We start from the raw sequence: 21753 nt of genomic DNA on the forward strand, positions 1-21753 counted from the left end.
TATGAAAGAGGAGAAGTATAACATGTTTTATTAATTTCGCTATTTTTACGGTTTATTGCAGTACTACTTTATAAACCATGCAATAGGGAATAATGTGTGACACCGAACCCTGCTCAACTTAGAATATGAAGACGCCACTCTTTTACTTAAAGTGCCTCAACAAAGCAGAAAGCTCCGGTTGTGTATAGTACCCCAAGATTATACCTAATCCTGATCCGGCACACGCATTCTTTAATAGTGCCCTTTCTTTCACTGAATAAATCTTAACTTGCACTTGCCTGCTTCCCCTTTTGCTCATACATGAAAACAAGCATCCCGGAGGTATTTGCACAAATACAATAGTTTAAATTGAAACTAGTAGACCGAATTAAGAAGCCTCTGAGCAGTGCAGGCGTAAAGAAGTATGCCCGCAACACGGGTTGGCTATTCGCTGAGCAGATGCTTCGAATGGCGGCTGGTTTTTTGGTGGGGCTTTGGGTGGCACGCTACCTGGGTCCCGACCAGTTTGGTATTTATAATTACGTAATCGCGTTCACATCAATTTTTGCAAGTCTGGCTAAACTCGGCATGGATGAGATTCTGGTACGGGACTTGGTCAATCATCCTGAAAAAGAGGCAGTATACCTGGGAACAGCGTTTTGGCTGAAGATAGTTGGTGCCCTTCTAACTTTTGGGATTATCACCTTTGTCACACTGGTTTCCTCCAATGATGCCTTAACTAATCTGTTTATACTAATTGTTACCTGTGGAATAATCTTTCAGAGTTTTGAGGTTCTGGACTTTTATTTTCGGGCTAATGTGCTCACCAAATATGTATCGATCAGTAGGCTAGTCCAGCTTTTTATCTCCTCCCTCCTCAAAATATATTTTGTTGTGATCGGGGCCGATCTGTTTTGGTTTGTGCTTGTCATTCTTGTAGACCAGATTACGTTAGCCATTTCCCTGTACGTTGCCTATCAAAACCGAAAAGGTCAAAAAGGCCCTTCCGAGACGAACTTCCTGCGATATTTTGATAAGTCAATCGCCCGTCGATTCCTAAAAGACAGCTGGCCCATTATACTGAGCAGTCTGGCTATTATGATTTACATGCGAATCGATCAGATCATGCTGAAAAACATGGTGGGGGCGCACGAAGTGGGCTTGTACTCAGCCGGCGTAAGATTAAGTGAGCTGTGGTACTTTATTCCTGCCATCATCTGCTCCTCCCTTTTTCCTGCAATCCTGAATGCCCGGAAATCGAGCCCTGTGCTGTACAACGAGAGGCTCCAACGGCTCTACACCATGCTAACCTGGACGGCACTGGCGATCGCTATACCTATGACCTTTCTGAGTGACTGGGTTGTATTAATTCTGTATGGAGAAGATTATGCTTCAGCTGGCAGCATACTCATGATCTATGTATGGGCGGGGGTATTCGTGTTTCAGGGCACTGCCCGCGGATACTGGCTCGTGTCTGAGAATCTGCAGCGCTATGGCCTGATCTACACAACGCTGTCTACCGTAATGAACATCATTCTGAACTACCTGCTGATACCCTCTTATGGTGGTTTGGGTGCCGCATGGGCAACTGTCGTATCCTATGGTTGCTCTTCTATCGTATTCCCATTATTTTTTAAGCCAACCAGGTATAGCACGGTTCAACTGTTAAAATCATTTATATGGGCGAGAAATTAGAATTAGGGGAAGAGTGGTTTTCAAACCAGAAACTACTCTCTAAAGTCCTTAATAAGTATGTCGATAAGTCAAAGCCGCTTCGATTTATTGAAATCGGCAGTTGGAAAGGCCGAAGTGCCATCTGGTTTCTCGAGAATTATCTTGGCCATGAAGCTTCCAAAATCTATTGTATAGACACCTGGGACGTAAGCGCCTGGAACGATTACAATACAGAAAAGGCATTCATACAGGCCAATGCGGAGCGGGCTGCGGAGCTAAAAGTAGACAGCCTGTTCAATATCTTCATCAACAACATACAGGCAAAAGGTTTTTCGGCGAAGTGTATACCTATCAGAAAAAAATCAGTGGAGGCCTTGCAGGAGCTAGAGGATCACTCCTTTGATTTCGCCTATGTCGACGGGGATCATTCTGCACAGGGCTGCTACGAGGACCTGGTTGCATGCTGGCCCAAGGTAAAAAAAGGAGGCGTTATGTTTGGCGACGACTGGACCTGGAAAGATGACACCGACAACTCCTACCCCGTTAAGCAGGCTGCCAACAGGTTTGCCAAGGAATTCAACGTATCCATCAAGCCTTTCTTCAAAAGGGGCAATGGCTTTTACTTTGTGAAAAAATGACGCTTCAATCAGACTGGTTAGGCTCTGATCCTATATTTTATAATACTTGTACGGGTAAGATTAGCCGTAATATCAACGAGGTAATTGATATACAGAATCTGGAATTCCATCCGGAGGGCCTTAACAACTACCTGGACTATGGGTACTCAGTTTTTGGGCAGACTCCTGTAAAAGGTGTTCAGTATCTCCTGCCAAACTCCTCTCTGCAGTATGAGAAAGGTGGACTTACCGTTGTAAGGCAGGAAGACCCGGCCGTTGGCTTGCTAAACAAGGAAGGCAGGGAAGAGGATGTGCTCGCTGCGCTGCATAAAAGCATTAACGAGTGGGCAGCCTCCTCTGAAGGCGATATCATTATTCCGACCAGTGGCGGCTTTGACTCCAGGCTGCTCAACCTGCTGCTAGACGACAAGAGCCGTATCAGGGCCTTTACGTATGGCATTTCCAGCAACCAGAGCGAATCAGAAGAAGTAGTGAAGGCCAAGCGCATTGCCGGAATACTAGGTATACGCTGGGAGCAGATAGTGCTTGGCGAGTTTCACAAGTACCTGGACTATTGGGATGAGCAATACGGTGCATCTACGCATGCGCACGGCATGTACCACATCGAGTTCTACAACCAGATCCTGCAACGCACAGCTCCAAACAGACCACTGCTGAGCGGCATAATCGGGGATGCCTGGTCGGGTAACGTTGGCATCCGGGCTATCCAAAAACCGGATGACCTGCAGTACCTGGGGTATTCGCATGGCGTCAGCGCAACCTCAGAAGCAAGCGTACTTAAGTCCGGCTCCGAATTGAAGGAAGCATACTTTGAAGAAAAACGCCAACTCCTGCAAGACAACAGTTACAGAGTTATTGAAGCCATGCGCTTCAAACTGGTGCTGCTGTCTTACCTGATCAGAATTCCGGATAGTATGGGTTTCAAGGCCTGGTCTCCGTTTCTCGATATTTCCATCGCCACCCAAATGCTCAACCTGCCCTCCCACCGGAAGCAGGACAGGCAATGGCAGCGTGATCTTTTCAGAAAGCATGGATTAAACCTTGAAGATTTAAATTTGTCTTTCTCCACGAGAAACACGCTCGATTATCAGGGCATGCAGAAGGTCCAGTTTAGCCCACTGAGTGAAGACTTGCTGAAAGAGGTAGTTAAACCTGCTTATGTAGCCTGGATAAACAAAAGGATTGACAACGGATTGCTCAATAAGCTGAAGAACACATTTTACGCTATACCTAAAATCGGTGCACTGGGCTTCTCCAATGACATCATGGCCGCCTATTATGGCTATGTCACTTTGAAGCCTATCGAGAACCTGATTAAGAAGAGAGAATCATTGATTGATGGATAACCTGAAGTTGCTTTTCGTGGGTGATGTGGTGATCAGGCATCAGGTGGAAGATCGTATCATTCACCCTGATTTTGCTGCGGTCATCAAAGCCCATGAAATTGTTTCCTGTAATTTTGAAGCACCTCTTATCACACCGGATGCTTCGCCAATCAGAAAGGCCGGTCCTCATGTTTTTCAGCACGATTGCGCCATCAAGGCGTTGGATGAAGCGGGATTCAACCTGTTCTCGTTGGCCAACAACCATATCTACGACTACGGGTACGAGGCATTACAACACACGCTGGAAGGACTGAAAGGCAGAGCTGTTATCGGAGCTGGTTTAGCATTTGAAGACGCTTACAAACCACAGATCATCACCCGGCATGGCTTAACAGTAGGCCTGTTTTCCTTAGCCGAATGGGGCTTTGGTGCATTTACTGATAAAAACGGGCAAAAGGGAGGCTATGCCTGGCTCAACCATGAATCCGTAAACGCCAGCATAAAGGAGGCACGCCAACACTGCGATTTTGTGGTGGTGCAGGTACATGCGGGAGTGGAGGAAATGGATTTCCCTTTGCCTGAGTGGAGAGCCAGGTATCGGGAACTGATTGATCTGGGTGCTGATGTTATTATAGGCCACCATCCGCATGTTCCGCAAGGCTGGGAACACTACCAGGACGGCTTAATTTTTTATAGCCTGGGCAACTTTTACTTTGATGCACAGTCTTCGCACCCTTTGTGGAATGTAGGCTACGCCGTTTCCCTGTCACTACAAAAAGACCAGAAACCAGCGTTTGAAGTCATCCCTATCGTCAAAAAAGGCAACCAGATTTTACTAAATCAGGACAATGAGTTTATTGATCACCTGTCCCACATAACAGGTATACTGGACTCTGCGAACTATAGCATGCTGGCGAATGAAGAGGCTCTGAAGTTGTGGGAGACAGTTTATTCCCACTATTACAGTTTTGCCTCCAACGGAGTGGCTCGTTCTGACTCGGCCTACTCCTTGTTGAAAGTGATTTACAGATGGCTATTTAAGAAAAATCGCACACAACAGCATCTGTTCCTGCTGCACAACCTCAAAATTGAGAGCCATCGTTTTGCTGTAGAAAGAGCATTACAACAAATGATTGATAAGGTATGAGTTTGGCTCCTATAGTATTGTTTGTATACAACCGTCCCGCACACACCCAAAAGACAATCGAGGCCTTGCTTCAGAATGATCTGGCGGCCAGAAGTGACCTGTACATCTATGCCGATGGTGCTAAAAATGATGCTGCCGTTAAAGGTGTTCAGGAGGTAAGAACGTATATCCGCAGCATAAAAGGCTTTAACTCGCTGCACATCATTGAAAGCGATAAAAACCGTGGCCTTGCCGAGTCCGTGATTCGGGGAGTAACCGAAGTTGTCAATAAGCACGGCAGCGTCATTGTAATGGAAGACGACCTGGTGACTTCCCCTTACTTCCTCACGTACATGAATAAGAGCCTGAATCTCTACGAGCACGATGATCAGGTTATCTCTATTCACGCCTATACCTACCCGATTAAGCTAAATGATGTAGAGACCTTCTTCCTGAAAGGGGCAGACTGCTGGGGCTGGGCCACCTGGAAAAGAGGCTGGGACTTGTTTGAAAAGAACGGGCAGAAACTTCTGGATCAGATACAGGCTCAAAACCTGAGCAGGGAGTTTAACTTCAACAACTCCTACCCCTATACCCAAATGCTGCAGAAACAGATCAATGGGGAGAACGATTCCTGGGCGATTCGGTGGTATGCTTCGGCATTCCTAAAAAATTGCTATACCTTGTACCCCGCAAAGTCTTTGGTCCGAAATATTGGCCTGGACTCCAGCGGCACACATTCCGATTCCACAGGTCATTACAATGACGAAGTGCTGTCAGATGAAACTTTTGCCCAAATTAATAAGATCGAGGTCAAGGAAAATACAGAAGCCAGAAAGTCTTTTGAGGCCTTTTTCAGGAAAAACACCAAAGTAGGTTTGAAGCAGAGACTAATTAATTTTTTAACACGATGAACAAACTTAAAAAATTTGTTCCTCCCATCTTATTGGACTTCAAGAACAAACTGTTTCCATCAAAGTATGGCTGGTTTGGCGATTATAGCAACTGGCAGGAAGCACAGAAAGATTGTGTCGGGTACCAGGACGGGGAGATTATAGCGAAGGTGAAGGAAGCCGTTCTGAAAGTAAAGAATGGAGAAGCAGTTTTCGAAAGAGACTCTGTCATTTTCGACTCTATAGAGTACTCCTGGCCTACGTTAGCAGCCTTGAACTGGATCGCCGCTCAGCACGCAGGTGTACTAAAGATCATAGATTTCGGCGGCTCCCTTGGTAGCTCCTACTATCAAAACAGGAAATTCCTGCGTCACCTGAGCAGTGTTGAATGGAATATCATAGAACAAAGGCAGTTTGTGCAGGTAGGACAGCAGCTGTTTCAGGATGACGAGCTCAGGTTCTACGAAGATATTGCAACCTGTTACGCGAATACCAACCCACAGGCCGTTTTATTTTCGTCTGTGCTGCAGTACCTGGAGGAGCCCTACAAAATGCTGGATCAGTTCTTCGAGAGGAAGATTGAATACGTTATCGTAGATCTGACCGGGTTCACACCGGACAATGAACCCAGTAAAATAACTGTCCAGCGTGTTAACCCTGCTATTTACAAAGCAAGCTACCCTTCCTGGATCTTCAATAAAAAGGAATTTCTAGCCGTGTTCGAGGCCAACTCCTATGAGTTAGTGGAGAGCTTTACATCTGACATCACCCTGACCTATATGGGAAATGTCATCAATTACGAAGGATTTATTTTCAGGAGAAAACCTGCTCTATAAACTGTACCCATGTTAAATTTTTGTACCCTGTTCGATACGAAGTTCCTGCCTTATGGCCTTAACCTGCACAGTTCGCTTATGCAGCATGCCGGGAGCTTCCACCTCTACATATTTGCTTTCGATGATAAGTGCCACGAGGTCCTCTTAAAGCTGAACCTGCCGCACACGACTGTAATTTCTTTGTCCGAATTTGAAGACGAGGCGCTTTTGGCGATAAAGCCAACCAGAACAAGAGGCGAGTACTGCTGGACCTGTACCCCATCCACTATCCTATACTGCATCAATACCTTCGGCCTGGAGAACTGCACCTACATCGACTCGGACATCTACTTCTATGAGGATCCGGTTCATTTGCTACAGGAGATGGGCGAGAAAGAAATACTGCTGACACTGCACAGGTATACCCCAAAGTACGACGAGACACACCTGAGCGGCAAGTTCTGCGTTCAGTTCATGACGTTTAAGAACAAACCCGAAAGCCTGGCTGCGTTGGACTGGTGGCGGAATGCCTGCATCGACTGGTGCTATAACAGAGTGGAGGACGGTAAGTTTGGGGATCAGAAATACCTGGACGACTGGGAAACGTGCTTTGACAATGTACACGTGCTGCAAAACCCAGGCGGAGGCGTTGCCCCCTGGAACGTGCAACAGTACGGGATCGAGCAGAAAGGCTCAGAGACATACGTTACTTTCGAGGGCCGCGAGTACAAACTAAACTTTTACCACTTCCACGGGCTAAGATTTCTGTCTGATAGTAAACTGAGCCTCTGCGAATATAGCCTTCCCCGGAAAGTTGTAGCGTTGCTGTATGGCCCCTATATATCGCTATACCTGCAGCACTACAAAATGCTGAAGCAGCTGGATAGTAGCCTGGACTTGTGGTTGCCGGCAGGCAGAGACCTGTCTACCTTCAAAAAGAATACACTAAACTTCCTGAAAGGAAAGTATAACATTCACCGCATTAACAAATTCGTCAAAGCATGGCCAAACTAATTGATTTAAAAACCTTTACGGACAAAAGAGGAAATCTAACTGTTATTGAAAGATCTATTCCGTTCGACATTAAGCGGATATTTTACATCTACGGTGTGGATGAATCGAGAAGAGGCGGCCACAGACATCACAAAACCATACAGGCTGCGATCTGTATCCAGGGTTCCTGCCACATCTACAACGACAATGGCTCCGAGCAGCAGGAGTTTGTCCTCGATAAACCTGAGAAGTGCCTGATCCTGGAGCCGGAAGACTGGCACGAGATGTTTAAGTTTTCGGAAGACGCCATACTGATGGTGCTGGCATCTGAGTATTATGACGAGAAGGACTATATATTCGACAGGTACTAATGATTGATTACGAGAACCTCTACTGGCTGAACAAGCCTTTTTTTGAGGATTACAAACAGAGCTTTGAAGAAACGCTCAACAGCGGTTGGTATGTGTTGGGCAAAAGCGTAAGCGACTTCGAAAATGAGTTTGCCTCCTATTGCCATGTTGACCACTGCATTGGCGTTGCCAACGGATTGGATGCCCTGATTCTTTCGCTCAAAGCCTTCGATTTCCCGAAGAACAAGGAGGTGCTGGTCCCTTCCAATACCTACATTGCTACCATATTGGCCATCCTGCATGCTGGCCTGAAGCCAGTGCTGGTAGAACCTGATATCAGAACCTATAACATCGATCCTGACAAAATAGAGGAAAAGATTACAAAGGACACGGTCGCCATTATGGTGGTGCACCTGTATGGCAAGTGTTGCGAGATGGACCGGATCATGAAATTGGCGGCGGCCCATAACCTGAAAGTGGTAGAAGATTGCGCGCAGGCGCATGGAGCTACCCAACACGGTAAAATAGTGGGCAGCTTTGGTGACTTTGGGGCTTTCAGCTTCTACCCAACCAAAAACCTGGGCGCTCTGGGGGACGCAGGCGCTATCACCACCACATCCGACGAACTGACGGAGAAAGTACGTGCCCTCAGAAACTACGGCTCCCGTATCAAGTATATCAATGATTACATTGGCTATAACTCCAGGCTGGATGAAGTGCAGGCAGGCTTCTTAAGTAAGAAACTAAAGCGCCTGGACGAGATCAATGCGCATAAAAGACGCTTGGCCAACGCATACCTTGAACTACTGAGTGACAGGGTAACAAAACCTGTTGTGGAAGAAGGTTATTTTGATGTGTACCACATCTTCAATATCAGAACCCCTAAAAGAGATCAGTTGAAGGAGTACCTAATGGAGCAGGGTATCAAAACAGAGATCCACTACCCCATCCCACCGCATCAGCAGAAGGGCCTGGCAGGTGTGTTCGAAGGAAGCTTTCCTATATCGGAGGAAATACATGCCACCACATTGAGTCTCCCAATTTCCTTCTTCCATACCGAAGAAGATATGGCGCAGATAGCAGAGGCGATCAATACATTCGCTCAACTGCATCTTTAGACGCGCTAAGTTATACTTAAGACGTATTCGCCTCTGCTATTCCTTACTTGCACAGCAGAGGCGAATGCGTCTGGGGTACATAATCTGCCCCATTCACAGTGCAGTCGAAAGTTTTATCGTAAATTTGTACTGCTTAATCCTGATTTATCCTTCTGTTTTTGATGAAAGTAGTCCATGTAGTTGAGTGTTTTGCAGCCGGCACAGCGCATTTTATTAATCTGCTGACACAGTACACCTCCTGCGAACACATTGTTATTCATGGCGAGCGGGTCGATGAAGCCAGCGCGGAGGCAGTAAAAGCGAAATTCCCGGAGGGGGTTAGCTTCATTCACTGGCAACATGCGCAAAGGGAGATCAGGCCTGGTCAGGACATCAAGGCCCTGAAGGAGTTGATCCACATTCTAAAAAATATACAGGGGATTGACGTCATCCACCTGCATTCTTCCAAAGCGGGTTTCCTGGGCAGGGCCGCCTGTTTCCTGCTGGGTAAAAAGCAGGTAATCTATACCCCGAATGGTGCTCCCTTTGCCCGCGCCGATGTTTCCCCAAAAAAGAAATCGCTTTACATCCTGCTGGAGAAGATGGCCAATAAGCTTTCGGGGCAAGTGGTATGCTGCTCCCCTTCCGAAGCGCACAGCTACGAAGAGTTAGGCATTAAGACCACCTACATCAATAACGGCACTGCGCTGCCTGCCCTTTCACCTGCTACCTTGACAGCTAAACCAGAAAAGACGTTTACGATTGTCACCTGTGGCAGGGTCACAGAGCAGAAGAACCCAGCACTCTTCAACGAGATAGCCGCTTCTTTTGTCCAACAGCAGGATGTGAAGTTCGTTTGGATTGGTGAAGGGGAAAAAGAACAGAGAGCTATTTTAAACGCCGCAAACATCAGCATCACGGGCTGGCTGTCGAAGGCTGAAGTGGAAAGTAGTGTCAGCGCTTCTGATCTATACCTGTCCACCTCCTTGTGGGAAGGCCTTCCCTTTTCTGTTTTAGAAGCCCTAAGCCTGGGAAAGTGCCTCCTGCTGTCAGACTGTGTGGGAAATAAGGACCTGGTAAAGGACGGTTATAACGGATTCAGCTTTCTCACAGCCACTGAAGCCATCGGCAAGATACAGTGGCTCATGCAAAACAGGGAGGCGCTGCGTCAGATGGAAAAGCACTCCCGTGAATGGAGTGAAAGGGAATTCGACATACAGATCGTCTCCCGGCAATACCAGCACCTATATGCCCAACTGGCCGGCAAAGAACACGAGCTGACAGTTCTGTAGAGTCCTTATCTGTTTACAAAATAATCATACCATGGCTCATACGTTGGAAGGAGGATACCGCCTAAACAAGCCCGAATCCAGATCACAGACTGGTGTTCTGGTGTCTGTTGTCACTATTGTCTACAATGGCGAAAAGTACCTGGAGCAAACCATCCAAAGCGTGCTCTCTCAAAGCTACAAGAACATAGAATACATTATAGTAGATGGTGGGTCTACCGACGGCACGCTGGATATCATCCGGAAATACGATGAGCAGCTGTCCTACTGGAAAAGTGAGCCTGATAAAGGTATAAGCGATGCCTTCAACAAAGGAATTTCCTTGGCCACAGGGGATCTGGTTGGTCTGCTCAATGCAGACGACTGGTATGAGCCGGAGGCAATTGCCAACATCGTCAGCCACTACGAGCCGGATAGTGTGCTGCACGGCAACAAGCAGTACTGGAACCAGGACGGCAGCAAGGCCCACCAGGCAAAGCCCAACGTGGACATCCTACCACTTGAAATGAGCCTGAACCATCCCACTGTATTTGTTAGCAAAAGCCTTTACAACAAGTTTGGCGTCTTTGACCTCGACTATAAACTGGCCATGGACTACCACTTGCTGCTGCGCCTCTACAATGCCGGGGCAAAGTTCCTATACGTGGACCGTATTATCACCAACATGCGGCTCGGTGGTGTGTCTGCCAACATAGAGGGCTGTTACCGCGAAGTGCTCAAGGCAAAAAATGAGGTATTGGGCAACAGGGTTAGCCACCAACTCTACTACTACTGGACTATGATGCGGTACAGGATTTCCCAGGCGCTTAGCGATACGCCCCTATCTTTCATCAATAGTTTCTACCGTACCCGTATCTCTCCAATAAAGAAGCAATATTAGTTTTTGGGAGCATTATTTTCCTAATTTTACATTTTGTCAGCAGCATGAGCCTGTTTGCGGCCCATAGAGCTGAACCTATTAACTAAGATGCGACTCACGGTAAACACCTTCAGTTTATTTTTATTCCTGTTTTTTCTGTTCCTGAACCTGCAGACACTCACCCTGACAGGTTTTATGGTAGTGGAAGAATCATCGGTGAAATTTTACCATATCTTCTCGCTCTTTTTTTTACCCCTCCTGTTCCTCAAACCAAAAAACGGGATACCTAAAATACCGCCTTTTATCTTTGAGTATTTTGTAGGTATTATTGTTATATCCCTGCTGCTCTTTCTGGTATACCCGTTCAACAGACTTATAGTAAACCACCTGTTTGCCTTTTATGCATTCTTTATAGGTTACTATGTAGCGGGTCCCATTACACAGGAGCAGGTCTTTAGTATACTGCAAAAAGCGGCACTGCTTCTTTTCATCGTTATAGTTGGAAAACTTTTCTTCCATATTCCGGAAATTCAGCGCTTTATGAAAGCCCCTGACGGGCACCCGGACATCTATACCATTTATGGGGGCGGAACAAACCTGGAGGCCACCTGGATGGGACTGAATACGGCACTTTTCATAAACAGAAAACGGCTCTTTTATATACTGTTCGCCGTGACACTGGCAGTTAGCGTCATTTATGCCTCCAGAGTAGGGGTTGTAATTACTTTTCTGGTGGCTGGTTTCAAGTTTATATCGGCAACTACCTCTAAACAGGAGCGGATTGCGATTATTATGCTCGGTTTAATAGCCCTCCTGGCCTTTGTTCTTTTCATTGATCTGGACAATTTAGCTGAAAAGGTATACGCACTGCAGCGCTTCACCGAGTTTGGTAGTAGTTCGGATAAGGGCCTAAGTGGGCGGTTTGCCATGTGGCGCTACTATGGCACAGCACTTTGGGACAGCAAACTGCTCGGCTACGGCGCCGGGAACGGCATATATGCCATCGAGTCGATTTCCAGAATTGATTACCAGGAAGACAACCTGCACAACCTGTACATGCAGCTCCTGATCGAGTTTGGTATCATTGGTTTGTTCTTATATCTTATCGTAGTATATAACATCAGTATCAAAGCCCTCAAATCGCGGCTGAGTAACCCCATTGCTATCATCATCATGGTTTATTTTATAGCCTCTCTTATTCAATTCAGAGGTACCGATGCGTTGATCTGGCTATTTATAGGTCTGTTCTTGAAAATTGAATCAAATAAAGTAAAGTTGGCTGGAAATGAGTAATGATATCGTCATCCTGATTCCCCACTATAACAATCCTGCAGGATTAGAGAGCTCATTAAATTCGATAGCGTTTCCTACTCCGATCAATGTCCTGGTAGTGGATGATGGCAGCCATACGAAGCCTGATGAGCAGCGGCTCCGCCAAAGGTTCCAGGATAGGCTAAGCATCACCTTCCTTTACAACCAGGTGAACGAAGGGATAGAGAGAACACTTAACAATGGGCTAAATTACATCCAGGAGCAGATGCGCTGCCAGTACATCGCACGGCTTGACTGTGGCGACACGTGTGCCCCTGATCGGTTTATCAAGCAGAAGCAGCACCTGGACGCCCATCCGGATGTATACCTTATCGGTTCCTGGGTAGCGTTTGTGGACGGAGAAGGTAAAAAGGTCTATACCTACAGAGCTCCTGCCGAACACAAGGATATTGTCAAAAACATGTATCTGAAGTGTAGCTTCATACATCCCTCTGTTATGTTCCGCGCGGCTGCCTTAAAAGAAATAGGCACCTACCCCGTGAATTACAAAGCAGCTGAGGATTATGCGTTCTTTTTCAGGTTCATCCAACGGTATAAGACTTATATTATTCCGGAGGTTCTGACTTACTGCGAAATCAATACTGGTGGCATTTCACATACAAAGCGCAATGTGCAGCTTAAAAGCAAGATAAGAATACTGTTAGACAACAAATCGGCCTCTCCCTACTTTGTAGCGGGCCTGCTCAGAAATTTTGCTCTTCGTGCGCTCCCATACCGCCTTGTGGCAAAAGCGAAGGCTATACTCCTTAAATGAAAACATTACTTACGACAACTAAAAAGGCAACCCTCCTTCAAAGGGGCTATTTCGTCTGCTTGCTTTTAGTGGCGGTGTCGCTGTTTTTGCCGAAACAGGCATTCACAAACATCACCATCATGTTGTTTGCTTTGGTATGGTTGCTGGATGGTGACTTTAAGGCCAAGTACCAGAAGTTGACGGCTAATACAGTGGCCATTTCGTTTATCGTGCTGTTCTTGCTATACCTTGCTGGCGTCTTTTATACAGCGGATTTGATGCTTGGTGTCAAAAGTCTGGAGACCAAAGCATCGCTACTGGTCTTTCCATTGCTGCTAGGCTCCGCTGCCATCAGGCAAGACTACCTGTATAAAACCTTGCTCACTTTTGCCTATACCTGTGCTGTACTCAGCATGGTGGCACTGGTCTATCAAACCTTTGTGGTGCTGGAGAAGAATGACTTCAATTATTTCTTCAGCGATGGATTGGTGTCGATAATGGGTAAACAAGCAGTTTACTATGCCATTTATGTATCTTTTTCAATCCTGATACTCGTCCACTACCTGTGGCAGCGATTTTCAGGTATAAGATGGGCTGAGAGAGTGCTGCACATGGCTCTTATTCTGTTCCTGTTGCTGTTCTTGTTCCTGTTGGCATCCAGAACTTCCCTCGGAATCCTCTTACTCATTCTAATCACAAGTCTAGTAGGCGTTGGATTCAGGTATGGGAAACTCAGGTATACATTGGTTGCGGTTGCAGGCCTCATAGCGTTTATAGTGGGGCTTTCTGTTGTGTTTCCCCAGACGGTTTCCCGCTTCAAGAGTCTGCGCAACATAAGCTATGATTTCTCCAATACAGAAGACATCTACCACTTTTCCGGCGAAGACAGTGAGGCCAAATGGAACGGACTTAATCTCCGACTAGCCAAATGGGTGTGCGCCATCGATGTGATCAGGCAAAACCCCTTAGGTGTTGGCACAGGCGACGTGAAAGATGAAATGGTGGAAGCCTATCGGAACAGAAACTTTACGTATGCCGCCGAAGGCCGTTTCGACCCCCACAACCAGTACCTGGATACGGGTGTGGCCATCGGTATACCGGGTTTAGCGGTGTTGTTGTGCTGCTACTTGCTACCCCTTTACATGGCTATCAAAAGAAAAAGCTGGCTGCTTGGCAGTTTCATGCTATTGATCATGGCCTGCTCTATTACAGAGTCTGTATTGTCAAGCGCACAAGGTGTTATATTCATCTGCTATTTCCTGTTCATCCTGCTGGAAGTCGCTGCATTTAACAGGTCAATAAAGGAGCCAGCTCTTAGCGTCACACTTTAGTTTGACCAGGATACGCTGGGTCAAGTGAAGGATTATCCTATTTTACAATACCTGTAAAGCGCATCTTCCTGATTGGCAACAGGCATATTCAGTAATACCACTTTTTTTACGAACAGAAGCTACAAGCATACTAAACATACATAGAGTATAAATTATTCTTTTGATATATTTGTAGCGATCTTTTTATGTCCGGCTTATACAATAAATACATCAGACCGCTGCATGCGGTTGGCGATGCGGCTTCTATCGCACTATCCTTTACTCTGGCCCACCAGGTAGCAGGAGAGCAAACCAATACGTCGGCTTTTTCAAGCTACCTGCAGCTTTTGCTCTACGCGCTCTTTGCCTGGTATACCTGCTCTCTCCTACTGGGTACTTACAAGATTTACCGGGCCGTAACCATAAACAGGCTCTTGTTGAACGCGCTGCAGGTCGTGCTGCTCTATGTGCTGTTGTTTGAGGTCATCATCCAATTGTTCGACTTACATGTTACGTCCCGACAGTTCCTGTTCGCACACTATGGTTTTCTGGCTTGCTTTGTCGCCTTTTACCGTTTTGTAGTGCTCATCCTACTGCGCCACTTTAGAAGAAAGGGCTATAACAAGCGTTTTGTGGTGATTGTAGGTATGGGAGAGGCTGGTAGGGAATTGCGTCGCTTTTTTGAAATGCACCCGGAATACGGCTACCATTTCCTGGGCTTTTTTGATGATAAGGAATCAGGCGAGGCAGACCTGCTCGGGTCGATAGCAGAGATAGAGGAGTTCCTCGAAGAGCATCATATTGACGAGATCTACTGCTCCCCCTTCGAGCTGTCACGCAATCAAATCATTAGCCTGATGAACGATGCAGACGATCGTCTGATCCGGATGAAGTTTTTGCCAGAGCCGGGTGGCTTTCACCATACCCGCATGAAGCTGGACTTTCACGACATGCTCCCCGTGCTGGTGTTTCGTTCCATTCCGCTCGACGACACTTTCAACAAAGTCATCAAACGTGCCTTCGACTTGCTGTTCTCCTCCCTGGTGATCATCCTAATTCTTTCCTGGCTCATCCCACTGCTGGCACTACTGATCAAGATCGATTCGCGCGGACCCATCTTCTTCGGGCAGGAGCGCTCAGGAATTAATTACAAAACATTCCGCTGCTGGAAGCTCCGTTCCATGTATGTGAACAACGAAGCCAACTCGCTGCTCGCCCGGCGCGGTGACTCCCGCATTACCCGCATGGGAGCCTTCCTGCGTAAAACCAGCCTGGACGAGTTGCCACAGTTCTTCAATGTGTTTATGGGTCAGATGTCAATAGTAGGCCCACGTCCTCATATGCTTAAAGTGAACGAGGAGTATGCCATGGTGGCCGAGAAATACATGGTCCGTCACTTCATTAAACCAGGCATTACGGGTCTATCGCAGGTAAGGGGCTACCGGGGCGACACTAGTTCCGACTACCAGATCCGTGGCCGAGTGAAACTCGACATCTTCTACCTCGAGAACTGGTCTTTCTTCCTCGATCTTAAAATTGTCTTCTATACCGTGTATAATATGCTGCGCGGTGAGGACAACGCATTTTAAAAATCAGTCCGCGCAATTGCTCCTGTTTTAGTAACTTCGCCTGCAAAGTTGAAAACATGAGCAAGGAAAAACCATCTATACCGAAAGGAACCCGCGATTTTGGCCCCGCAGTAGTGGTCAAACGCAACTATATATTCAGTGTCATTAAGCGCACCTTCGAGAAATTCGGGTATCTGCCACTCGAAACACCTGCCATGGAGCAGCTGTCGGTGCTAACGGGCAAGTACGGCGACGAGGGTGACCAACTGATTTTCAAAGTCCTGAACTCAGGCGACTTCCTATCCAAAACCACAGCCGCTGACATTGAGCAGGGCTCTAAGCACATCACCCGCAAGATCTCTGAGAAAGCGCTCCGCTACGACCTGACGGTGCCCTTCGCCCGCTTTGTGGTGATGAACCGCAACGAGATCAGCTTTCCGTTCAAACGTTACCAGATACAGCCGGTTTGGCGCGCCGACCGTCCGCAACGCGGCCGCTACCGCGAGTTTTACCAGTGCGATGCCGACGTGGTGGGAACCAACTCCCTGCTGTGCGAAGCCGAGATCGTGCAGATGATCGACGAGGTGCTGAGTACGCTGGGTATGACGGATTTCACAATCAAGATCAACCACCGGGGTGTGCTGGCAGGTATAGCAGAGGCCATAGGAGAGAAAGGCCGTGAGGGTGACATCTGTGTGGCCATCGACAAGCTTGACAAGATCGGGGCGGAAGGCGTGCGCAAAGAACTTTTGGAGCGAGGTATAGCTGAAGGCGCTGTAGACAAATTGGAACCGCTTTATGATCTGAAAGGATCCAACCAGGAAATACTGGATCAACTACAGGCACTGCTTGGCAACACCGAAGAAGGCCAGCGGGGACTGAAAGACCTGCGGGAGGTATGGGAGTACCTGGACAACCTGGGCAGCGATGCTCTTGTGACGCAGAACCCATCCGGACAGCCGCGTTTGCAGCTGGATGTGACACTGGCGCGAGGTCTCTCCTACTACACCGGCTGCATCTTTGAGGTGAAAGTGAACAATGCGAACATGGGAAGCATCAGCGGCGGTGGCCGTTATGACAACCTGACGGGCATGTTCGGTATGCCGGGCGTATCGGGTGTGGGCTTCTCTTTTGGCGTGGACCGCATCTACGATGTGCTGGAGGAACAGCAGCTTTTCCCGGCCAGTAGCGAGGTAGGTACCAAAGTGCTGATCGTGCAGTTCGACAAGGAATCGGAGCGGTATGCCCTGCCCCTGTTGCAGAAGCTGCGCAACGCAGGTATAGCCTCTGAGCTGTACCCTGAAAATGCCAAGCTGAAAAAGCAGATGAGCTATGCAGACCAGAAAAAGATCCCATTTGTGCTGTTGGTAGGTTCCGAAGAAATGGCCTCCGGCAAGCTGAAGCTGCGCGACATGCAGACGGGTGAGCAGGACGAATTGTACATCGACGACATCATCGCCCAACTGAAATCTGAAGCAAACTAAATCACATCATGAGCGACGTTCATCATATCTCCAGCCAGCACCTGAGTCTGGAGCGCATCGAGGAAATCATCAGCCGCAGGTATAGCCTGGCCCTGTCGCAGGAGGCGGAGGAGCTCATTCTGCACTGCTACAACTACCTGCACCGCAAAATAGCCAGCACCGACAAGAGCATCTACGGCATCAACACCGGCTTCGGATCGCTCTACAAAAAACAGATTTCGCCTGATAACCTCGAACAGTTGCAGCGTAACCTGATGATGTCGCATGCCTGTGGTATGGGGGACGAAGTTCCGGCCGAGGTGGTGAAACTGATGCTCCTGCTCAAGATACAGTCGCTGGCTTATGGCAATAGCGGGGTGCAGCTGCAGACGGTGAAGCGCCTGATCGATTTTTATAACCGCGACATTTACCCGATCGTGTACCAGCAGGGCTCCCTTGGGGCGAGTGGTGACCTGGCTCCACTGGCGCACCTTTGCCTGCCGCTGATCGGTTTGGGAGAGGTATATTACCAGGGCTATCGGCTGGAAAGTCGCCACGTGCTGGAGATGTTCAGCTGGGAACCTGTTGCGCTGCAGGCCAAAGAAGGTCTTGCTTTGCTAAACGGCACCCAGTTCATGAGCGCCTATGGGGTACACTGTCTGCTACAAGGGCGTCGTTTGTCGCACACGGCCGACGTGGTGGGTGCTTTGTCGCTGGATGCTTTTGACGGTCGCATCGAGCCGTTCAATCACCTGATTCACCAGGCGCGCCCGCACCGGGGACAACTGGAGACAGCCGCCACATTCCGCCAATTGCTACAGGGAAGCGAACTGATCAGCCAGTTCAAACAGCATGTGCAGGACCCTTACTCCTTCCGCTGTATTCCGCAGGTACACGGCGCCTCCAAAGACGCCATCCGCTATGCCGAAGGAGTGATTCTGACCGAGATCAACTCCGTGACTGACAACCCGAACATTTTCCCAGACGAGGACGAGATCATTTCAGGCGGCAACTTCCACGGACAACCGCTGGCGCTGGCGCTGGATTTTCTGGCGATTGCTTTGGCAGAATTGGGAAGTATATCGGAGCGCCGCACGTATCAACTGATCTCCGGCAGCCGCGGTTTGCCGGATTTTCTGGTGGCTGAACCAGGCCTGAACTCCGGCTTCATGATCACACAGTATACCGCCGCCTCTATCGTGAGCCAGACCAAACAGCTTTGCACGCCTGCCTCTATCGATACCATCCCATCCTCAAACGGACAGGAAGACCATGTGAGCATGGGCTCGAATGCGGCCACCAAGCTGTACAAGGTGGTGCAGAACGTGGAGCGTGTGCTGGCCATTGAATTGATAAACGCTGCGCAGGCGATGGAATTCAGACGTCCGCTACACACTGCCCCGCTACTGGAACAACTATTTGCAGATTTCCGGGAGCAGATCCCTTTTGTGAGCACAGACCGCGTGATGCATCCGGACATGGAGCGCAGCGTGGCTTTCCTCAGAAACTGTCGGCTGCCTGTTGTAGTAGCATAGACTATACTTCAGAACGCTGGAAATCCGCAATAGCTCAGGAAGCTGCTGCGGATTTCTTTTTATACCTGTCTGCACTGATTTTCGCCTTGCATTTAGGTATGTCAATCTTCAACTCTCCTATACCTGCAACCTGGACGGAATTAAAGGCCCGCATTAGCTATATATAGGGACGTACATGTTTCATTCAATAAGGACACTTAGCTGAAATAGAGGCGCCCGCCATCTTAGGGATGAGCCTATTCTACTTGCGGAGGTAGAGGCCTACATTACCAAGATCCTTTCAGGATGACAAAAAAGTAAAACGAATTGCCCCTCTCCTATACCTGAAATTTAGACACAAGCTTTTCTCCTATTCCCTACATGCCTATATTCGTAGCACACCCTATACTTATCTTTTGAGACTGCTGCTGTTCATATTGCTCCTTTTTACTGCTATACCTGTTTTTGGGCAGGAAGGCTGTTTTCGTGCAATACAGAACGAACAGGAAGTGAAGGTGATCTGCGCAGGTATACCCGTTTTTTTTGAGGATTGTAGTGCTGATCAGAATACGCAGTACACGACCTTTTATGATCCCGGGCCTGATGCATTTGACCCTCAATACTTTGAGCAGAGCGAATTGGTAAATCGTGGTGCTGACGGGCGTTTTCAGTATACCTACACAGAGCCGGGCAAGTACATCATCACGCAAATTATCAACCGGGGAGGTGGCAAAAGCACTACCATAGAGCCCATGGAGTTTGAAGTGGTTGCCACTCCAACTCCCAGTTTTACGGTACAAGCCTGCGCCAGCAGATCGGTTCAGGTAACCATCGCCGACATTGGATACGATTTGTACGACATTGATTATGGTGATAACACGGTAGTCCGCGAGGTGAAGGATGGCGAACAGCCGCGCTATACCTACCAGGGCACCGCTTCTAACTACACTATCACTGTGCGCGGCAAGTACACGGGAAGTTCCTGCGAGACAAGCAGTACGAATACCGTCACACTTTTGCCAACTCCTCCCACACCGGCGATCACACAGTTGGAAGTATTGCGCCAAGCAACAGATGGTGAGGTCCTGTTCACGCTGGAGAATCTGCAACCGGGATACCGCTACGTGCTGGAACAACGCACTACGGCAACCGGCAATTTCGAAACGATCTTTACAAGTGCACCAGCTACACAAAACAGGTGGGTGGACTTCAGAATCGGCAAGGTAGATACCCGGCAACCTATCCAGTTCCGTATCCGCACTGCCGATAACTGTGGCAATCAGCTGGCGATTTTGTCAGCCCCGGTCAGCAGTCTGGTACTGGATGTGCAGACAGGCAACGAACTGGCAAACCTCAACTGGAGAAGTATAGGAGATAATGTACAAACCCATCAGGTATACCGCGATGGTAACCAGCTAGTGGAGCTAAACGGCAGCACGACCACCTACACAGACCCTAACCTGAACTGCGGACAAAGCTACTGCTACCAGGTAAGCAGTATCCTCCATAACGGGCAAAGCCGCTCCATCTCCGCTTCCCGTTGCATCGAGGCCACGTCCACTACCACACCAGCAGCCGGGTACCTGTACAGCACGTATGATGAAAACAACCAGGTACAGCTCAACCTGACCCTGCCACAAGGCCAGACAGCCCAGCAGGTTCGCTATCAGCGCAGTATCGACGGGGTGCCTTTTGCTGACCTGATCAACAGTGAACAGACAAATTATACCGACCTTTTACAACCCCTTAATCCGGCATGCTACCGGGCCAGTTATACCAATCCTTGTGAACGCAGTGCTGCTTACAGCAACACTACTTGCCCCGTATACCTGATCGCCGTCCCCCAGGAAAACTCCCCGGCCATTACGTTCGGCTGGACGGGCTATGTGGGTTTCCCGGATGGAGTGGGTCGCTATACCTTAGAACTGCTGGACACTGAGGGCCGCGTTGTCAGCAGTATACCCGTCACGGGAAACACCTATCTGGAGCGTAACCCGAGTGATGAACTGCAGGAACTCCGCTACCGCATACGGGTGACTTCCGGCAATGGCAGTGCTACTTCTTTCTCCAATACGGTTGTCATCCAACAGCCTTTGCAGGTCCATATACCCAATGCATTCACCCCAAACGGCGACGGACTCAACGATGTGCTCGAGGTAAAAGGTCGCTTTATAGGATCCTTCAGCATTAAGGTATACAACAACATGGGGCAAGTCGTGTTTTCGGCTGACGATCGCAACACCAGCTGGGACGGCACCTACCAGGGCAAACCACAGCCAGCCGGTGCTTATGCCTATGAAATCAACATCGTGAGCCAGAGCGGAGAAACAAAGCGCCGTACCGGCACCGTCACGCTTTTGCGCTGACCCGTACACAGCATGTGACAAAAAAAGAAATCATCGAAAACTACATAAGGGCCTTTAACAGCTTTGATGTGCCGGGTATGCTGCAGTACCTGCACGATGAGGTAGTATTCAGCAACATTTCTAATGGCGAAGTCAACCTGTCGCTGCAAGGTATAGAGGCCTTTCGGGAACAGGCCGAGCAAGCTGCAAAGCTGTTTAAAGAGCGGGAACAAGTGATCCTTCAGTATCAGGAGCAGGAAAACACAGCGGAAGTCACGATAGCATACCGGGCAGTGCTAGCCATAGACTTCTCCAAAGACATGAAAGCTGGCGACACCCTCACTCTAAAGGGAAAAACGATTTTCGGCTTTCAGTATGACAAGATAATTTCCATCGAAGACCACAGCTGAAGGCACAAAAAAGGGGAGCCAGCATGCCGGCTCCCCTTTT

The 21753-nt window shown here is 48.4% G+C and carries 19 protein-coding genes; all 19 read left to right on the plus strand.

Annotation, left to right across the window (positions count from 1 at the left end):
- Positions 1-348: 348 nt before the first annotated feature.
- The 19 genes from C8E01_RS16295 to C8E01_RS16385 all read left to right on the plus strand — a co-directional run bounded on the left by C8E01_RS16295 (position 349) and on the right by C8E01_RS16385 (position 21713).
- On the plus strand, positions 349-1674 hold the full coding sequence (locus C8E01_RS16295; protein ID WP_116544531.1) for a flippase: 1326 nt from the start codon (positions 349-351) through the stop codon (positions 1672-1674).
- Positions 1659-2291 (plus strand): class I SAM-dependent methyltransferase, encoded by a 633-nt coding sequence (locus C8E01_RS16300; RefSeq protein ID WP_116544532.1) that lies wholly within the window; start codon positions 1659-1661, stop codon positions 2289-2291. The genes C8E01_RS16295 and C8E01_RS16300 overlap by 16 nt, the downstream gene beginning before the upstream one ends.
- The gene (locus tag C8E01_RS16305) at positions 2288-3637 is read left to right on the plus strand and encodes an asparagine synthetase B family protein (RefSeq protein WP_116544533.1); all 1350 of its coding nucleotides are present in this window, start codon (positions 2288-2290) and stop codon (positions 3635-3637) included. Before C8E01_RS16300 ends, C8E01_RS16305 begins: the two co-directional genes overlap by 4 nt.
- Positions 3630-4763, plus strand: a complete 1134-nt coding sequence (locus tag C8E01_RS16310; protein WP_116544534.1) for a CapA family protein — start codon at positions 3630-3632, stop codon at positions 4761-4763. The genes C8E01_RS16305 and C8E01_RS16310 overlap by 8 nt, the downstream gene beginning before the upstream one ends.
- Entirely contained in the window at positions 4760-5656 is an 897-nt protein-coding gene (locus tag C8E01_RS16315; protein WP_116544535.1) for a glycosyltransferase, read from the plus strand. The genes C8E01_RS16310 and C8E01_RS16315 overlap by 4 nt, the downstream gene beginning before the upstream one ends.
- A complete protein-coding gene (locus C8E01_RS16320) occupies positions 5653-6471 on the plus strand; it encodes a TIGR04325 family methyltransferase (protein WP_116544536.1) in 819 nt (272 codons plus the stop codon). Before C8E01_RS16315 ends, C8E01_RS16320 begins: the two co-directional genes overlap by 4 nt.
- A gap of 9 nt (positions 6472-6480) precedes the next feature.
- A complete protein-coding gene (locus C8E01_RS16325) occupies positions 6481-7464 on the plus strand; it encodes a glycosyl transferase (RefSeq protein WP_116544537.1) in 984 nt (327 codons plus the stop codon).
- A complete protein-coding gene (locus C8E01_RS16330) occupies positions 7452-7814 on the plus strand; it encodes a sugar 3,4-ketoisomerase (RefSeq protein ID WP_116544538.1) in 363 nt (120 codons plus the stop codon). The genes C8E01_RS16325 and C8E01_RS16330 overlap by 13 nt, the downstream gene beginning before the upstream one ends.
- Positions 7814-8911: a DegT/DnrJ/EryC1/StrS family aminotransferase gene (locus C8E01_RS16335; RefSeq protein ID WP_116544539.1), complete on the plus strand. Its 1098-nt coding sequence runs from the start codon at positions 7814-7816 to the stop codon at positions 8909-8911. The genes C8E01_RS16330 and C8E01_RS16335 overlap by 1 nt, the downstream gene beginning before the upstream one ends.
- Positions 8912-9072: 161 nt before the next feature.
- Positions 9073-10182 (plus strand): glycosyltransferase, encoded by a 1110-nt coding sequence (locus C8E01_RS16340; protein ID WP_116544540.1) that lies wholly within the window; start codon positions 9073-9075, stop codon positions 10180-10182.
- Positions 10183-10213: 31 nt separating this feature from the next.
- Positions 10214-11059: a glycosyltransferase family 2 protein gene (locus tag C8E01_RS16345; RefSeq protein WP_116544541.1), complete on the plus strand. Its 846-nt coding sequence runs from the start codon at positions 10214-10216 to the stop codon at positions 11057-11059.
- 87 nt (positions 11060-11146) lie between these two features.
- The gene (locus C8E01_RS16350; RefSeq protein WP_116544542.1) at positions 11147-12331 is read left to right on the plus strand and encodes an O-antigen ligase family protein; all 1185 of its coding nucleotides are present in this window, start codon (positions 11147-11149) and stop codon (positions 12329-12331) included.
- On the plus strand, positions 12324-13124 hold the full coding sequence (locus C8E01_RS16355) for a glycosyltransferase (RefSeq protein WP_116544543.1): 801 nt from the start codon (positions 12324-12326) through the stop codon (positions 13122-13124). Before C8E01_RS16350 ends, C8E01_RS16355 begins: the two co-directional genes overlap by 8 nt.
- Entirely contained in the window at positions 13121-14434 is a 1314-nt protein-coding gene (locus C8E01_RS16360) for an O-antigen ligase family protein (protein WP_116544544.1), read from the plus strand. The genes C8E01_RS16355 and C8E01_RS16360 overlap by 4 nt, the downstream gene beginning before the upstream one ends.
- A gap of 185 nt (positions 14435-14619) precedes the next feature.
- Positions 14620-16002, plus strand: a complete 1383-nt coding sequence (locus C8E01_RS16365; RefSeq protein ID WP_116544545.1) for an undecaprenyl-phosphate glucose phosphotransferase — start codon at positions 14620-14622, stop codon at positions 16000-16002.
- A gap of 56 nt (positions 16003-16058) precedes the next feature.
- The gene (gene hisS, locus C8E01_RS16370) at positions 16059-17465 is read left to right on the plus strand and encodes a histidine--tRNA ligase (RefSeq protein WP_116544546.1); all 1407 of its coding nucleotides are present in this window, start codon (positions 16059-16061) and stop codon (positions 17463-17465) included.
- An 8-nt stretch (positions 17466-17473) separates the two neighbouring features.
- Positions 17474-18979, plus strand: a complete 1506-nt coding sequence (gene hutH / locus C8E01_RS16375; protein ID WP_116544547.1) for a histidine ammonia-lyase — start codon at positions 17474-17476, stop codon at positions 18977-18979.
- A gap of 395 nt (positions 18980-19374) precedes the next feature.
- Positions 19375-21324: a T9SS type B sorting domain-containing protein gene (locus tag C8E01_RS16380; protein WP_116544548.1), complete on the plus strand. Its 1950-nt coding sequence runs from the start codon at positions 19375-19377 to the stop codon at positions 21322-21324.
- 14 nt (positions 21325-21338) lie between these two features.
- Positions 21339-21713: a nuclear transport factor 2 family protein gene (locus C8E01_RS16385; RefSeq protein ID WP_116544549.1), complete on the plus strand. Its 375-nt coding sequence runs from the start codon at positions 21339-21341 to the stop codon at positions 21711-21713.
- Positions 21714-21753 lie beyond the last annotated feature (40 nt).

This window comes from Pontibacter virosus (genome assembly GCF_003096355.1).
In the GTDB taxonomy this organism is placed as follows: domain Bacteria; phylum Bacteroidota; class Bacteroidia; order Cytophagales; family Hymenobacteraceae; genus Pontibacter; species Pontibacter virosus.

Excerpts from the sequence above, each read along its gene's own strand:
- C8E01_RS16300 (WP_116544532.1), top strand. The coding sequence starts at position 1,659 with ATGGGCGAGAAATTAGAATTAGGGGAAGAGTGGTTTTCAAACCAGAAA.
- C8E01_RS16345 (WP_116544541.1), top strand. The coding sequence starts at position 10,214 with ATGGCTCATACGTTGGAAGGAGGATACCGCCTAAACAAGCCCGAATCC.
- C8E01_RS16305 (WP_116544533.1), top strand. The coding sequence starts at position 2,288 with ATGACGCTTCAATCAGACTGGTTAGGCTCTGATCCTATATTTTATAAT.
- C8E01_RS16335 (WP_116544539.1), top strand. The coding sequence starts at position 7,814 with ATGATTGATTACGAGAACCTCTACTGGCTGAACAAGCCTTTTTTTGAG.
- hutH (WP_116544547.1), top strand. The coding sequence starts at position 17,474 with ATGAGCGACGTTCATCATATCTCCAGCCAGCACCTGAGTCTGGAGCGC.
- C8E01_RS16340 (WP_116544540.1), top strand. The coding sequence starts at position 9,073 with ATGAAAGTAGTCCATGTAGTTGAGTGTTTTGCAGCCGGCACAGCGCAT.
- C8E01_RS16320 (WP_116544536.1), top strand. The coding sequence starts at position 5,653 with ATGAACAAACTTAAAAAATTTGTTCCTCCCATCTTATTGGACTTCAAG.
- C8E01_RS16355 (WP_116544543.1), top strand. The coding sequence starts at position 12,324 with ATGAGTAATGATATCGTCATCCTGATTCCCCACTATAACAATCCTGCA.
- C8E01_RS16350 (WP_116544542.1), top strand. The coding sequence starts at position 11,147 with ATGCGACTCACGGTAAACACCTTCAGTTTATTTTTATTCCTGTTTTTT.
- C8E01_RS16315 (WP_116544535.1), top strand. The coding sequence starts at position 4,760 with ATGAGTTTGGCTCCTATAGTATTGTTTGTATACAACCGTCCCGCACAC.
- C8E01_RS16325 (WP_116544537.1), top strand. The coding sequence starts at position 6,481 with ATGTTAAATTTTTGTACCCTGTTCGATACGAAGTTCCTGCCTTATGGC.
- C8E01_RS16330 (WP_116544538.1), top strand. The coding sequence starts at position 7,452 with ATGGCCAAACTAATTGATTTAAAAACCTTTACGGACAAAAGAGGAAAT.
- hisS (WP_116544546.1), top strand. The coding sequence starts at position 16,059 with ATGAGCAAGGAAAAACCATCTATACCGAAAGGAACCCGCGATTTTGGC.
- C8E01_RS16310 (WP_116544534.1), top strand. The coding sequence starts at position 3,630 with ATGGATAACCTGAAGTTGCTTTTCGTGGGTGATGTGGTGATCAGGCAT.
- C8E01_RS16365 (WP_116544545.1), top strand. The coding sequence starts at position 14,620 with ATGTCCGGCTTATACAATAAATACATCAGACCGCTGCATGCGGTTGGC.
- C8E01_RS16360 (WP_116544544.1), top strand. The coding sequence starts at position 13,121 with ATGAAAACATTACTTACGACAACTAAAAAGGCAACCCTCCTTCAAAGG.